Source organism: Veillonella sp., assembly GCF_032470285.1.
Lineage (GTDB): Bacteria > Bacillota > Negativicutes > Veillonellales > Veillonellaceae > Veillonella.
The window spans coordinates 132,242-147,074 of sequence record NZ_JAWEKP010000004.1; the positions used below are offsets into that span (position 1 = coordinate 132,242).

Consider the following 14,833-nt stretch of genomic DNA (forward strand, 5'->3'; position numbering starts at 1 on the left):
TGACAATCGCAGAAATGCGGTGGCGCTAGCTTTCACAAGTAACGAGAGTCAGTAGGGTGGTACCACGGATATGACGTCCGTCCCTTCGGGGGCGGGCGATTTTTTTATGTAAAAGGAGCACAGCATGGATTACGGTAAGACGTTACATTTGCCTGAAACAGAATTCCCAATGCGCGGCAATTTGCCTAAGCGTGAACCAGAAATCTTAAAATTCTGGGAAGATAACAAGATTTATCAAAAACGTTTGGAATTGCGTAAAGATGCAAAGCCATTCATTTTGCATGATGGTCCTCCATATGCGAACGGTAAATTGCATATCGGTCATGCCCTCAACAAAACGTTGAAGGACATCATCATGAAATACAAGACTATGACTGGTCATTATACTCGCTACATTCCTGGTTGGGATACGCACGGTTTGCCAATCGAGCATGCGGTTATTAAAAACACTGGTCTTAACCGTCATGAAATGGCGCCATTGGACTTGCGCAATAAATGTAAGGAATATGCATTAGAATGCGTAGAAACACAAAAACAAGATTTCATTCGTTTTGGTGTATTAGGCGAATGGGACCGTCCGTATTTGACATTGCGTCCTGAGTTCGAAGTTAAACAACTTGGCATCTTCGGCGAAATGGCAAAACGCGGTCACATCTATAAAGGTCTTAAAACTGTATACTGGTGTACGCACTGCGAAACTGCATTGGCAGAGGCAGAAATCGAATATGCTGAGAAAAAATCTTTCTCCATCTACGTAAAATTCCCTTACGTATCCGAGAAAAAGGTTACATTGCCAGCTGGCGTAGATCCAAAACAAGCATACTCTGTTATTTGGACAACTACTCCTTGGACAATGCCTGCCAACGTAGCTATTTCCGTTAACCCTGAGCTTGAATATGGCTGGGTGAAAGCTGGCGATGAATACTACTTGATGGCTACTGAACTTGTTGACGCAGCTATGAAAGATATTGGTATCGAAGACTACGAAATCGTAAACCGCTTCTCTGGGGCAGATTTAGAATTAGCTGAATTTAAACATCCATTCGTAGAACGTACATCCACTGTATTATGCGGTGACCATGTAACACTTGAAGCAGGTACTGGTTGCGTACATACAGCTCCTGCACACGGTGAAGACGACTTTAACATCGTTATGCGTTATAACAAGGAAGGAAAAACTGAACTTCCTATCGTATCCCTTGTAAATGAAACTGGTAACTACACTAAACAAGTAGACGACAACCGTTATGGCGATACTGAATTCCCATTAGCTGGCGTAGAAATTCACGATGCAGAAGTGCCTGTAATCAAAATCTTGGCACATAACAATGCATTACTTCACAAATCTAGTTTGCGTCACCAATACGCTCACTGCTGGCGTTGTAAAAATCCTGTCATCTACCGCGCTACAGAACAATGGTTCTCCTCTGTAGATGGGTACCGTCAACAAGCGCTTGATGCAATCGACAACCAAGTGCAATGGGTTCCTAAATGGGGCCATGACCGCATCTTCAACATGGTGCGCGACCGTGGTGACTGGGTAATTTCTCGTCAACGTATTTGGGGCGTTCCAATTCCTATTTACTATTGTGAAAGCTGCGGCGAGCACATCATCAACGATGATACTATTAAAGCATTACAAGAAAAAGTAGCCGTAGAAGGCTCCGATGCATGGTGGGCTCACAGTGCAAAAGAATTGTTGCCAGAAGGTTTCAAATGCCCTCATTGCGGTCATGATGAGTTCAAAAAAGAAACAGACATCATGGACGTATGGTTCGACTCTGGTTCCTCTTGGGCTGGCGTGCTCGAAGTTAATGATCTTGACGTACCATGTGCTATGTACCTTGAAGGTTCTGACCAACATCGCGGTTGGTTTAACTCTTCCTTGTTGACTGCAGTAGCCACAACAGGTAAAGCACCGTACAATTCCGTATTGACTCACGGTTTCGTTGTGGACGGCGAAGGTCGCAAAATGTCTAAATCTGTAGGTAATACAGTGGCTCCAAGCGACATCATCGACGTATATGGTGCCGATGTAATGCGTTTGTGGGTATCTTCCGCGGATTACCAAGCAGACGTACGCTTGTCCAAAGACATCGTAAAACAATTATCCGAAGTATACCGTAAGATCCGTAATACATTCCGTTTCTTGCTCGGTAACTTGGATGACTTCAATCCGAATACCGATAAAGTGGCTTACACAGATATGTCCGAATTCGATAAATGGGCATTATTGCGCTTAGAAGAAGTACGTCAAAAGGTTACTGATGCGTACGAAAACTATGAATTCCACATGTTGTACCATGCAATTCATAACTTCTGCACAGTAGACTTGAGTTCCATCTACCTTGATGTAATGAAAGATACAATGTATGCTGAAAGCAAAAACGATGTAGCTCGTCGTTCTGCTCAAACAGCGATGTACGAAATCTTGAAAACATTGGTAGCCATGGTATCTCCAGTACTTTCTTTCACAGCGGAAGAAGTTTGGAAATACATGCCTAAAGAAGAGGGCATGCGCGAATCCGTTATGCTTCAAGATTGGCCACAAGGTCATCCAGAACATTTCAACCAAGAATTGGCTGACAAATGGAATCAATTGTTAGACTTGCGTACATCCGTACAAAAAGCATTGGAACTTGCTCGTCAAGACAAAACAATCGGTCATCCATTGGATGCATCCGTTACAGTATATGCTGAAGGTGCTGCATTCGATGCATTGAACGCCCTTGGTGAAGAAGGCTTGGCTAAACTCGTTATCGTATCCGAAGCTCACATCGTGAATGGCGCTGCACCAGCAGAAGCTGTTAAAGACGAAGAAACCGGCATTTCCACAGTTGTTGTTGCCTCTGGTCTCGAAAAATGTGAACGCTGCTGGATCCACCGCGATACAGTAGGCCAAAATAGTGAACACCCTACACTTTGCGCACGCTGTGCCGATGTTGTAAAAACATTACAATAAAAGTGCTATAAAGAGTACTATAATAAAAACGCTGTAGTAAAAAATCTAGAATCATAATAATTCTATTATTATGATTCTAGGGATTAAAAAAAAAGACCATCTTGCTGAACTGCAACGCCCAAAATTATGTCTAAATTTGGGGGTGCAGTTCACTGGGGATGGTCTTTTTATGTTTGTAAATCCTTTGGCACTGTTAATTGTTTCCAATTATCTAGTTCAGGGATTTCCAAGGTATTGATCGTTTTTTGAATCCAATAGTTTAAGGACACTTCGTTCCCCACATATTGTTCAAATAAGTAGGTCTTGCCAGGCGTGTCTTGTTGGTTCCCATCTTCATCGATGGTGTGACGGGCGGATTCTTTCAGATAGAGCTGCACTCTAAATGGGGTCGACTGATTGCCTTTAAAAATAAAATAGGATGGGCCCACAAAGTCATGGGTGCGAATATTAATTTGTTCGTATTTTTTCTCTTTCAACCCTTGCAAGGCAGTCTGAATCATAGCGTTCGCATCGTCGTATTCCTCTAGCAAGAATAGCTGTTGATCAACATCGAGCACGTAGTGCCAGGTCGGCTTTTCTTCATTCTTTTCGATGGACCAGTTCTCTTCGAGGCTAGGCAATTGACGATTATGGTAAAGCTCTTTTAATAGGCTTAAGGTATTTTCTTTATTGAATACGTCCTTATAGACGATTTCCTGTCCTTCTGTTGGATCATAACCGTGCAGTCTTACTTGATAATGATTTCGTAGCATCCGCGTTACATCGAGCTTGAAGATATTGCGCAATACATCTGGAACGGATAGAAAACGATTGTAAAAGCTGAGCTTCATTTCTTCTTGTGAGTCTAAGGCTGTTTCGATGGTTTGCCAGTCATATAACGTCGTATCCCATAGGAAGTCGTCCATAGTTACAGATAAACGGGCCGCATCTTGAGGCCAGGTGGCAGGTGCAGGGCGCACCGTAGTAGTGGATTCGGCAACGCCTTCTTTGTAATGCCAGTGACCATCAACCTCTTCAAAGGCCGTTAATCGTTCTTCTGCTTCGTCATCGATGGGAATATCCTTTAGCTCTGGATCCAAATTGGCTTTGTGAGACAAGATATATTGATGGGATTGCTCGTAATAGGATACGGCTTGATCTAAATCTGGTTTGCCTGTTACATAGCCTTTTTCGTAAGCATAGCCCAAGGCAACACGTGTTAAAGCGCGCGTAATATCGTAGAAAAGAACGCGATTTTCCTCTTCGAAGGCGCGTTGTTCCTCATCTAAGACACGCAATAACGATTGTACACCGAAGCGAATGTTTTTCGTCACCCCTAAACCGTGGATTCGCATATAACCGATATAGGGCAAGGCGAACATAAAACGATCTTTTGTAGCCGCCATATGCGTTAAGTCTGCAATGAGCCCCCAGTCGAGAGGGAGGTGGCCTATGTGAAAGATATACCCAAAGGCCGCCTGTAAGGCGGTGTAGCCTGCATCACTAAACTCTTTTGTTGCCGCACGGCGGTAGAGACCTATGGCTTTTACCGGATCGTAGGGAATCGTACAACGTAGATTTTTGGTATCATAGAAATGATAGTAATAATCCGCTAATTCTGCGATACTTTCAGATTGGCCTAAGGCGGCACCTTTAGTGAACCACGTGAAAGCATCCTCGAATTTACCGTTTTCATGGCAGTCTAAACCTGTATATAGCATCATGGTAGGGTTGCCAAGCTCGGCCGCAGTCTTGGCGACGCGGCGCGCATTGGCAAAGTCGGCTTCGTCGATATAGATATTGCGCAAGTTCCCTTGGAACATGGCAAGACCATTGTCGAGGGCCTTATTAAACCACTCTTTCGCAAGATTAAATGCATTTTCTTGCAATGTTTCGTCTGGCACAGTGCCTTGCAAAGCGGCGATACGATCCTGCACAGAGGTTGCTGTAAGGCTTCTTTGAATGCGCTTAGTCCAGCTCATGGGCGGTGGTGTTAGCATAGTTTTAGCGGGGCTGATACGATTGTCATCACGCCAGAAAAAGACATTGCCTATAACATATTGGCAATAGGCATCTCCTTGGTTTGCATAATCATAGACAATGCGAAATGCATCGTCGAAGGAGATTTGCATATCCTTCTCCACTGTAGGCGTGATGGAGCCTTTGATACGCAAGGCTTGTAATGTACCGATAGGGCTACAACGACGAATGCTATCGTGTAAGCACTGATACGTGCGCATATTGTCCTCTGGGAAGTTAGACTCTTCCCAGGTAAAGCGAGGCCCTGCATAGACGCGCGCCAAGAGTGCATAGGCATCACCTAGCTCTCTAGCCTCTGGATCGTTGGCTATTTTGAGAGCATCTTCTTTAGTATCTATATCACTTTCAAGAAGGGTGGTCATATCGTTTCGCAAAGCGCGATGATCAGTTTGTACTGTACCTTGCTGATTGTTGACGATGAGCTCTAACTGACGTAAGCCTTCTTGAGCCATTTTTTGATTATAGAATGTAAAAATCATGTGGAAGACCTTTTGCAGGCGTTCCGTAAAGTACTGTGCCATTAGGCCTCCTTTTATACGATAGAATACATATTTATTATATAACGAACGCTAGGTACCGTAAAAGAGGCAATGCTAGTATAACTGTATGTCTTCTATTGATATCTGATAGCATATTGATATCGTTTAACTATTCTCACAATTTACTAGCCTATTTCTAATATGCCTGTATTTAATCCCATTTAATATGGAAGCTTCAGTATGTGTTGTATTTAAGCGTAAAAAATCCCCTCTGAAAAAGATTTGTTGTCACACATTTTATGTGATGTCTGAAATCTTTCAGAGGGGATTGTATTTACCCTAAAGCATAAGGATAGATATTATTTTTGGTTGTAATTACCAAACCATTTGTCGTAGATTTTTTGGTAAGTACCGTCTTCTTTAAGTTCTTTAAGAGCTTTATTAACAGCTTCTTGTAAAGCTTTGTTGCCTTTTTTCACGCCAAGAACTGTGCCTGGGGATTTAGTAGGTTCGCCTACGAGTTTAAGATCTTGATCAGCACCTTGTTTTAGGTAGTACATAGCCACTGCGTTATCGATGATAGCACCATCGATTGTACCGGCTTTCAATTCCATGAAGATATTAGCGTTGGAATCGATTTGTTTTACTGTTGTACCAGGGATTTTTTGAGCCATTTCAACAGGGATTGTGCCGATTTGAACACCTACAGTTTTGCCTGCTAGTTCGTCCATGTTGTGGATGGTAGTGTTGTCTTTACGAACAACTGTAATGAAGCCGCCTTGGTCGAAGTACACATCGGAGAAGTCCAATACTTTTTCACGTTCTGGAGTAGCGTTGATGCCTGCAGCAATCATGTCGATATCGCCAGATTGAACAGCTGGAATCAAAGCATCGAAGCCCATGGATTTGAATTCCATTTTTAGGCCGATTTTTTTGGAAATTGCTTCGGACAAATCAACGTCGAAACCAACGTATTTGTCGCCTTCAGTGAATTCGAATGGTGGGAATGTAGTTTCAGAACCTACACGCAATACACCTTCTTGTTGTGTCATTTTAGGTTTGTCGTTGCCACAACCAGTCAATAAACCCATTGCTGCTACCGCTACGAGGGCGATGGCTGTCAATTTTTTGAACTTAAACATAGTATCCTCCTCAAACATCCATATACATGGTTTATACATTTCTGTTTATATTGTACGGAATTTTACACCAATAGGCAATAACATTGTATAATTAAGAGTAAACGAGTTTTTTATTTTTTATTGTAGAGTATCATAATCCTTTACAATAATGTGGTTATATACATGGAGGCAATATGTCCCTTACAACTACTTTTGCTGATCTTTGTAAAAGCTTCGCACCTGATGCGTTTGCCATTAATTACACATTAGCCAAGAATCCTGAGATTTCCAGTCAGGAGTTCGAGTCCGTCAAAACTATAGGTGCTGTTCTTGAAAAACACGGCATGGACGTAATCTATGAATTCTGTGATTTGCCGACTGCCTTTAAGTCGTCTGCTGTGAAAGTAGACAGCCCAAAAGGTCGTTTAGCCATACTTTGTGAATACGATGCACTGCCAGAGGTAGGCCATGCATGCGGTCACTCCGCCAGCGGCTCTATGAGCGTGCTAGCTGCATTGACACTACATAAAATGCAACAAGAAGGCGTAGCTTTCAACATGGACATCGATATTATCGGTACACCAGACGAAGAAGCGATGGGCTGTAAGGTGGATATGTGCAATGCAGGGGTATTTAAAGAATACGATTTTGCCATCATGGTGCATCTCGACGGCGAGGAAACACGGCCAAATTCACAATTTTTGGCACTCGATTGTTTCCGTGCTAAGTATCATGGTAAGCCAGCCCATGCAGCCGGAGAGCCTTGGAATGGCATCAATGCGGTAAATGGTGTGCAACTCGCTATCCATGCTATGGATATGATGCGCCAACAAGTGCGCCCTGAAACGCGCATCGGCACGTGGATCATTGCGGGAGGTACCGCATCTAATGTGATTCCTGCCTTCGGTGAATTAGAGGTTACCGTGCGTCATACGGAGCGTGAGTACTTGAATTGTTTATCTGAGCAAATCAAAAAAATCTTTGAAGGGGCTGCCCTTTGTACAGGTACAACTGTGGATGTAGAGTTTTATGGCAACCCTTATGATGATATGAACCAAAACAATCGTGGCACAGCGCTTATCGAAGAGGTAATGGCTGATATGGGCCTCGATTTTGAGCCTGGCCCAGCAGCGCTTGGAGGTAGCTCAGATATTGGCAATGTAAGCTATCAATGTGCAGCACTCCATCCTAAATTGCGTCTCGCTGGCGAGCCAAAGGTGTGCCATTCTAAAGAATTTGCCTGTGCCATGTTAGAGCCTACTATTGAACAAACCATCATTGATGGTGCTAATATTATTGGTGGCGCTTTACTACGACTCGTAGAAAACCCAACAACCTTAGAAGAAATCGTTGCTGAATTTAATAGTACTAAATAGCTCATTTTTGTATCTACCTGAGTAACTGTATTATCAACATACGATTCATTAGTTAAAAGGAGTGTATATGTCCTTAACTGAAAGATTAGAAATAAAAAATTATATAGGCCTCACGGGGGATAAGCCGATTCGATTTATCGCATCCGATGTAGACGGTACCTTGGTAAACGATGCAAAGGCAATTCCTGAGGATGCCATTGAGGCGATTCGTGTAGCTCGTGAAAGTGGGATTCGGGTAGCCATTGCATCTGGCCGTGCTTGGAATGAGATGAATGATGTCATCGAAAAATTACCATGCTTGCGCTATTTCATGTGCACCAATGGTGCTTACGTGATGGATAAGGACGAAAACCGAAGTCTATTCCACGTAAATTTTGATAAAGAACAAGCTCTACACTTGTTACACAAACTATTAACCTATGGCGTTTATGTAGAGGCCTATGTGAAAGACCAAATCTTTGGCATGTATCCTCCGTCTAGATGTATTACACCTGAACGCTTAGGGGTATGTGCTAGTGAACGTAATGGAGAAGATAAAAAGACTTTGCATGGCATAATGGATAATCATCTGCCTAATACTAAAAATCAGATTTCTGGTACAGGAGACACTCGTCTGCCAGGAGCAACTTATGCTCACTATGCTTTGGCAGAAGGTGATGACGCAGCAAAAGTGAACATGTCTGAATGTGAAATTGAGCAATCCAATTTCTTCTTTAGACCTAATATTCGTCCATTTATCTTGGCTACGCGGACCATGGTATGTGATTTGTTAGCTCATATGGAAGCCTTAAATGAAGGTCCAGAGAAAATTCAAATCTTCTACGGTGACGAGCCGATGCGTCAGCGTATCTTGCAAGACTTACGAGATGAATACCAAGGTCTGTCCCACGATGGCACAGGTCGTGAACGTTTCTATGATGTATTGCTCTCTAGTGAAGGCAATCTAGAATTCGTGTTGCCCCACACCACAAAGGGCACTGCTGTAGAAGCCTTGGCAAAACATTGGGGCTTAAGTCCCGATGAGGTGATGACACTGGGGGATAGCGAAAATGATCTATCTATGTTACGCTTTGCGGGTGCAGGTGTAGCCATGGGCAATAGCAAGCCGAATATTAAAGAAGCGGCACGATACGAAACGACAGATAATAACCACCAAGGCGTGGCAAAAGCTATTTACTCGGCTATTGCATATAATAATGAGTTAAATAAGAAAAAGTCAAAGTAGATAATGTTAAGTTTGGCATAGATAAACAGTACATAGGAGGTGATGCATAATGGGAAATCTAAAGTTTAATATCGACGATACTTGCGTTAAATGTGGCGCTTGTGCTGAAGACTGTCCTGTTCAATGCATCACCGAAGGTAAGACTCGATTTAATATCGGGAAAGGCTGTATTGGCTGTGGTGACTGCTATTCCATCTGTCCTGTAGGGGCCGTTAAAATGGTAAAACATAATAATGATAAGAAAAAAGACAGTGAAGATTAGATGCTGACTATTAGATGTTAGAGCTTATATATTAGTAATTAGAAGTAAAAATTAATTGTTACACTACATAAAAGTATTAAGATAAATCTGAATGTTTAAAAGTTTTGTGAAACTTTTATTCGGAATATATAGAGGCGTATAAGTTCCTATGCTATAATGAAATATAAACGTAAAACGTTTTAAATGAGGAGATAATAATGGAATATGCAACCCTCAATACCGGTGCTCGGATGCCAATGTTGGGATTTGGCGTTTTTCAGGTTACTGATTTAATGCAATGTAAACAGATCGTACTTGATGCAATTGATGTAGGCTATCGTTTGTTTGATACAGCAGCTGTATATGGAAACGAAGCGGCCGTAGGTGAAGCTATTGCGGAAGCAATTGCTATGGGTAAAGTAAAACGTGAAGATTTATTTATCACATCCAAGTTGTGGGTTCAAGATATGAATGCCTATGATGTGGATGAGGGGATTGATCAATCGTTAAGGAATTTAGGGCTCGAGTATATTGATTTATATTTATTGCATCAAGCCATGGGAGACTATTTTAGCGCTTGGCGTGGATTAGAACAAGCTTATCGTGATGGTCGTTTAATGGATATTGGTGTAAGTAATTTCTATCCTAATGTTTTGACGAATTTTTGTGAAAACGTAGATATAAAGCCAGCAGTAAACCAAATCGAGCTACATCCTTACTTTCAACAACCGGATGCGTTAGATACGATGAAGTATTATGATGTTCTGCCTGAGGCATGGGCACCATTAGGCGGCGGGCGATATAGTCCATTTGAGGAGAAACTCTTACAAGATATTGCAGAGACTCATGACAAAACGGTTGGGCAAGTGGTGTTACGGTGGAATATTCAACGTGGCGTTGTTGTCATACCTAAAACGACTCATAAAGAACGAATGATTGAAAATATAAATGTATGGGATTTTGAGCTTTCACAAGATGAGATGGAATCTATTTCAACACTTGATTTGGGATATGGTGGATCTAGAACAAAACATTTTGATCCGGAATTTGTACGATCGGTATTAGGTGTTGAAATTCATGGCTAATTTTGGCAGATAACGTAAATAAAGTTAATTTGTAAATATATATGTGAAAGTATTGTAAAATACAACTTCTTGCTTAATGGAGGAATTATGGAAAACAAGGAATTTGTAATTGTTGTTGACTTTGGTGGTCAATATAACCAATTGATTGCGCGCCGTGTTCGTGAAAATCACGTATACTGCGAAGTATATCCATACAACAAAGCGCTGGAAAAAATTAAGGAATTGAAACCGCAAGGTATCATCTTCACAGGCGGTCCTAACAGCGTGTATGAAGAAAACTCTCCAAAAATTGAGAAAGAGATTTTTGAACTTGGTATTCCTATTCTTGGCATGTGCTATGGCATGCAATTTATGGCGCATACATTAGGTGGCGAAGTTAAATCTGCGGACAACCGTGAATTCGGTAAAACACCTACTAAAGTGGATACTACATCTCCATTGTTCAAAGGCTTGGAAGAAGACCAAGTTGTTTGGATGTCCCACGTTGACTATGTAGCGAAGGTTCCTGAAGGCTTTGAAATCGTAGCACATACTAAGGATTGTCCTGTTGCATCCATGCAAAATAAAGAACGTAAACTATATGCTATGCAATACCATGCAGAAGTATTGCACACTGAACATGGTAAAGAAATGCTTCACAACTTCTTGTACGAAGTATGTGGCTTCACAGGCACATGGACAATGGCAAACTATGCAAAAACTGCTATTGAAGAAATCCGCAACACTGTAGGCGATGGCAAAGTATTGTTGGCGTTGTCTGGTGGTGTAGATAGCTCCGTTGCAGCAGCTCTTATTTCTAAAGCTGTGGGCGACCAATTGACTTGTATCTTTGTTGATCATGGTTTAATGCGTAAAAACGAAGGTGACGAAGTAGAAGCAGCTTTCAAAGATTCCGGTATGCATTTTATCCGCGTCGATGCAGAAAAACGTTTCTTAGATAAATTAGCTGGCCTTGAAGATCCAGAAGCTAAACGTAAAGCTATCGGTGAAGAATTTATCCGCGTATTCGAAGACGAAGGTCGTAAAATCGGTTCCGTTGATTACTTGGCGCAAGGTACTATTTACCCTGACGTTATCGAGTCCGGTACTGGTGAAGCAGAAGTTATCAAATCTCACCACAATGTAGGCGGCTTGCCTGCAGTTGTAGACTTTAAAGGCCTTATCGAGCCATTGCGTAACCTCTTCAAAGACGAAGTGCGTGAACTTGGTGCTGAATTAGGCTTGGCTGATTACCTAGTATGGCGTCAACCATTCCCAGGTCCTGGCCTTGCTATCCGCGTAATGGGCGAAATCACGAAAGAGAAACTCGACATCTTGCGTGATGCGGACTACATCTTCCGTGATGAAATTGCAAAAGCTGGTCTTGATCGCAGCATCAACCAGTACTTTGCAGTATTAACATCTACACGTACCGTAGGCGTTATGGGTGATTTCCGTACATACGACTATACATTGGCATTGCGTGGCGTAACAACAACAGACTTCATGACTGCTGACTGGGCGCGCATCCCTTACGACGTATTGGACACAATCTCCCGTCGTATCGTAAACGAAGTACAACACATCAACCGTATCGTGTACGATATTACATCAAAACCACCCGCTACAATTGAGTGGGAATAATAAGAAATATTGATTTTAAATTCACTAACTGTACTTTTGAGTAATACTGAATTCAACTGAAAGGTAAAAGAATAAGTTTGAAAGGGAGTTATTGAATTTTAGTGTGTATAAAAAGCCTCCCGTCATTTGATGGGAGGCTTTTGGTGTAGCTGGGGAGTGAAAAGTTAGATATGTGGAAAGATAGTGAGTCAAATATCGATTTTATTGATTTTGAATATATTGCTGATTTAGTTAATCATATAATAATGGATGATAGCTTATTACCAGCAAGTATTGGGGTTTATGGAGATTGGGGAAGTGGTAAATCAAGTATTATGTCAATTAGTCAGAATTCTCTTAAAGAATTAGATAAAAGTATTATGATTATAAACTTTAATGCTTGGTTATTTGAGGATTATGGTGATACTAAAAAAACTGTGATTAACCGTATTTTAGATGGACTTGAAATAGAACTAGAACAAAAAGAAAAACCAACAAATAAGCTTGTAAAGTTAAGACGAAGTATAAATTTATTTGATTTATCTACTCTGCTAGTAAAAAATGCTCCGACTATTATGTCAACTATTATAAATCCACTTAATTTTGGTGAAATGACTAAGATGATAGGTAGTGATATAGAGTCATACATTAGAAATATTAAAGAAAATTATGAAGCACTAACTTCACATAAATCACTTAGAGATGATATATCAAATTTTAGAGAACAGTTCGGTTCCTTAATTCAAGAAAGTGGGCTTTCTCGTGTTGTAATATATATAGATGAAATGGACAGATGTTTACCAGATACTATATTAGAAATATTCGAAGCAATGAGACTATTCTTGTTTGATGGGAAAGTAGCATTTGTTTTTGGAGCTGACGAGAGACAAATTTCGTATGCAATTCGTCAAAAATATTCTGATAGTATATTTGATGTAGAACACAAAATAAATATTGGTAAAGAATATTTAGAAAAAATAATACAATATCCTATAAGAATACCTACAATGACGGTATCAGAAACAGAAATGTATCTGACATTGTTATTTTGTTCTAAATTGATAGATAATCAATCATTTGCGAATTTTAAAACTAAGTGTATTGAACAGTTTAGATTAAATACAACAAAGTTTCAATTACCTGATAATATTGAGCCTTCTAATAGAGAAAAAATTTTGGATGCATATAGCTTGTCGAAAAGGATATCATCCTTGCTAAACAGTGGTTTAAATGGTAATCCAAGACAGTTCAAACGGTTTTTAAATGAATTTGAAATGAGAAAAAATGTTGCAAAACTCAAAAATATTAAAATAAATGAGCAAGTACTTGTAAAAATGATGATGCTTCAATATGTTAAACCTAATATTTTTATGGACTTTATAGATTTATATGGCAAAGGCGAGTTAGATTTATTTTTAAATGCATATAAATCTTATGGTAATGTGGAAACTAAGAAACAAAAGAATACAAATAGCAGTCATGAAAAAAAATGGAAAGATGATTGGTTTGAGAAGTGGATGAACGAAGATCCTAATATTGAACAAGAAAATTTAGAGCCATATTTTTATCTATCAAGAAATACCAATACTATATTCAATTATGTATCGAATATTAAACTTTCTGATTCTGCAGCTAAAATAATTGATGCTTATTTGGGCGATAGTGATATTTTAATAACTCGTGCACAAGGACTTATTAAAGAGATTTCTGAGGCTGAGTGTAATACTATGATAGATATATTATATAACTCTTTTATTACTAATAAGGCAAAGAAAAATATTAATGTAATAAAGGGGATTGTAGAGATTGTACAAACTAATAATCAGTGCTTCCGCGAAGCGGTAAGTAAGTTAAAATTGATTCCAGCAAATGATATAACTAAAGCAATGATTGTTCATGTAGAAGCTTTAAAAATTATTAATGAAGTAGACATTAATAGTTTGCTAGAAATCTGGGATGATAAGAATAAAAAGATAATTTAATAGTTGGAGGAGGATAGCATGGGGACATCAAGTTCATTTAAAGGTAAAGTGGGTAGAGGATTATTACCAGATGATTTTAATTTAGATGATGATAAAAAGATTGAAAGTCATAGATCTGATTGGACTGCAGCAAAAGGTTTGATGAGTAAATATATCTCTTCTAATAAGACTATAGGTTCTCCTAAACAAATAGCGCGCACTTATATTAAAGCCTCTGGTGGTTCAAGTAGACTTATTGGCAATATTGGTAAGAATGCAACTATAAAGCTTGGTAATGTATTTGAAAGTTTTGTTAAAAACGGTATATCGCAAACTCTTAATAATATTGGAATATCTATAAAAGGTAGTTCTTTGCAAGAAGCAATGTCGAAGTTAGTTAATTATGTGCAAGAAGAGGCCGTATCTAAAAATGACATTGCAATAAGAACAGCTACAGCAAATACTTTAGAAAAACTTTTAGAATTAAATTTAGATGATGATAAACTAGATTCTGACGCTGCAATAGTACTTATGCAATACTTTTTTTCTGATTTAATTTGGCAACAAATGCTTGTGGATTTTGGATATTCTTTTGAAAAATATGGAAATAATCTAGATGAGTTAGTTCAAGTCGAAGCGTCTATGCAGGATTATATAAAAGCAAGTGTTGAAGAGGCTTTTAAACAAAATAAGGATAATATTTTTTCTAAAGATATGTATGATGGTATTTTTAAAATGTGTTTAGAAATTATGGAGGCTTAG

At 39.8% G+C, this 14,833-nt stretch carries 10 protein-coding genes; 8 read left to right on the forward strand and 2 right to left on the reverse strand.

Features of this window, described 5'->3' with window-relative positions; all coding sequences use genetic code 11:
* Positions 1-124 precede the first annotated feature (124 nt).
* Complete coding sequence (gene ileS, locus E7B10_RS06230; protein WP_316055547.1) at positions 125-2,962, forward strand: isoleucine--tRNA ligase; 2,838 nt, start codon at positions 125-127, stop codon at positions 2,960-2,962.
* A gap of 167 nt (positions 2,963-3,129) precedes the next feature.
* Here ileS and E7B10_RS06235 read toward each other — a convergent pair whose 3' ends face one another.
* Positions 3,130-5,502, reverse strand: coding sequence for a sel1 repeat family protein (locus E7B10_RS06235; protein WP_287517347.1), 2,373 nt, complete (start codon positions 5,500-5,502; stop codon positions 3,130-3,132).
* A 317-nt stretch (positions 5,503-5,819) separates the two neighbouring features.
* Positions 5,820-6,602: a basic amino acid ABC transporter substrate-binding protein gene (locus E7B10_RS06240; RefSeq protein ID WP_287510523.1), complete on the reverse strand. Its 783-nt coding sequence runs from the start codon at positions 6,600-6,602 to the stop codon at positions 5,820-5,822.
* Positions 6,603-6,775: 173 nt separating this feature from the next.
* Here E7B10_RS06240 and E7B10_RS06245 point away from each other — a divergent pair, with 173 nt between their 5' ends.
* From E7B10_RS06245 to E7B10_RS06275, 7 genes are all read left to right on the forward strand, one after another.
* Positions 6,776-7,957: an amidohydrolase gene (locus E7B10_RS06245; protein WP_287510522.1), complete on the forward strand. Its 1,182-nt coding sequence runs from the start codon at positions 6,776-6,778 to the stop codon at positions 7,955-7,957.
* A 67-nt stretch (positions 7,958-8,024) separates the two neighbouring features.
* Positions 8,025-9,182, forward strand: a complete 1,158-nt coding sequence (locus tag E7B10_RS06250; RefSeq protein ID WP_287510521.1) for an HAD hydrolase family protein — start codon at positions 8,025-8,027, stop codon at positions 9,180-9,182.
* Positions 9,183-9,231: 49 nt separating this feature from the next.
* Positions 9,232-9,444 carry a DUF362 domain-containing protein gene (locus E7B10_RS06255; protein ID WP_278461554.1) on the forward strand — a complete coding sequence of 71 codons (213 nt, stop codon included), beginning with the start codon at positions 9,232-9,234 and terminating at the stop codon, positions 9,442-9,444.
* A gap of 197 nt (positions 9,445-9,641) precedes the next feature.
* Complete coding sequence (locus E7B10_RS06260) at positions 9,642-10,508, forward strand: aldo/keto reductase (protein WP_278461556.1); 867 nt, start codon at positions 9,642-9,644, stop codon at positions 10,506-10,508.
* Positions 10,509-10,595: 87 nt separating this feature from the next.
* Positions 10,596-12,131, forward strand: coding sequence for a glutamine-hydrolyzing GMP synthase (gene guaA / locus E7B10_RS06265; protein WP_287510520.1), 1,536 nt, complete (start codon positions 10,596-10,598; stop codon positions 12,129-12,131).
* A gap of 170 nt (positions 12,132-12,301) precedes the next feature.
* Positions 12,302-14,092, forward strand: a complete 1,791-nt coding sequence (locus E7B10_RS06270) for a P-loop NTPase fold protein (protein WP_278470217.1) — start codon at positions 12,302-12,304, stop codon at positions 14,090-14,092.
* Between the two features lie 18 nt (positions 14,093-14,110).
* A complete protein-coding gene (locus E7B10_RS06275; RefSeq protein WP_278470219.1) occupies positions 14,111-14,833 on the forward strand; it encodes a hypothetical protein in 723 nt (240 codons plus the stop codon).

Bases quoted from the DNA above. Each gene is read 5' to 3' on its own strand.
- E7B10_RS06235 (WP_287517347.1), bottom strand. From the start codon at position 5,502: ATGGCACAGTACTTTACGGAACGCCTGCAAAAGGTCTTCCACATGATT.
- E7B10_RS06240 (WP_287510523.1), bottom strand. From the start codon at position 6,602: ATGTTTAAGTTCAAAAAATTGACAGCCATCGCCCTCGTAGCGGTAGCA.
- E7B10_RS06255 (WP_278461554.1), top strand. From the start codon at position 9,232: ATGGGAAATCTAAAGTTTAATATCGACGATACTTGCGTTAAATGTGGC.
- guaA (WP_287510520.1), top strand. From the start codon at position 10,596: ATGGAAAACAAGGAATTTGTAATTGTTGTTGACTTTGGTGGTCAATAT.
- ileS (WP_316055547.1), top strand. From the start codon at position 125: ATGGATTACGGTAAGACGTTACATTTGCCTGAAACAGAATTCCCAATG.
- E7B10_RS06275 (WP_278470219.1), top strand. From the start codon at position 14,111: ATGGGGACATCAAGTTCATTTAAAGGTAAAGTGGGTAGAGGATTATTA.
- E7B10_RS06270 (WP_278470217.1), top strand. From the start codon at position 12,302: ATGTGGAAAGATAGTGAGTCAAATATCGATTTTATTGATTTTGAATAT.
- E7B10_RS06260 (WP_278461556.1), top strand. From the start codon at position 9,642: ATGGAATATGCAACCCTCAATACCGGTGCTCGGATGCCAATGTTGGGA.
- E7B10_RS06250 (WP_287510521.1), top strand. From the start codon at position 8,025: ATGTCCTTAACTGAAAGATTAGAAATAAAAAATTATATAGGCCTCACG.
- E7B10_RS06245 (WP_287510522.1), top strand. From the start codon at position 6,776: ATGTCCCTTACAACTACTTTTGCTGATCTTTGTAAAAGCTTCGCACCT.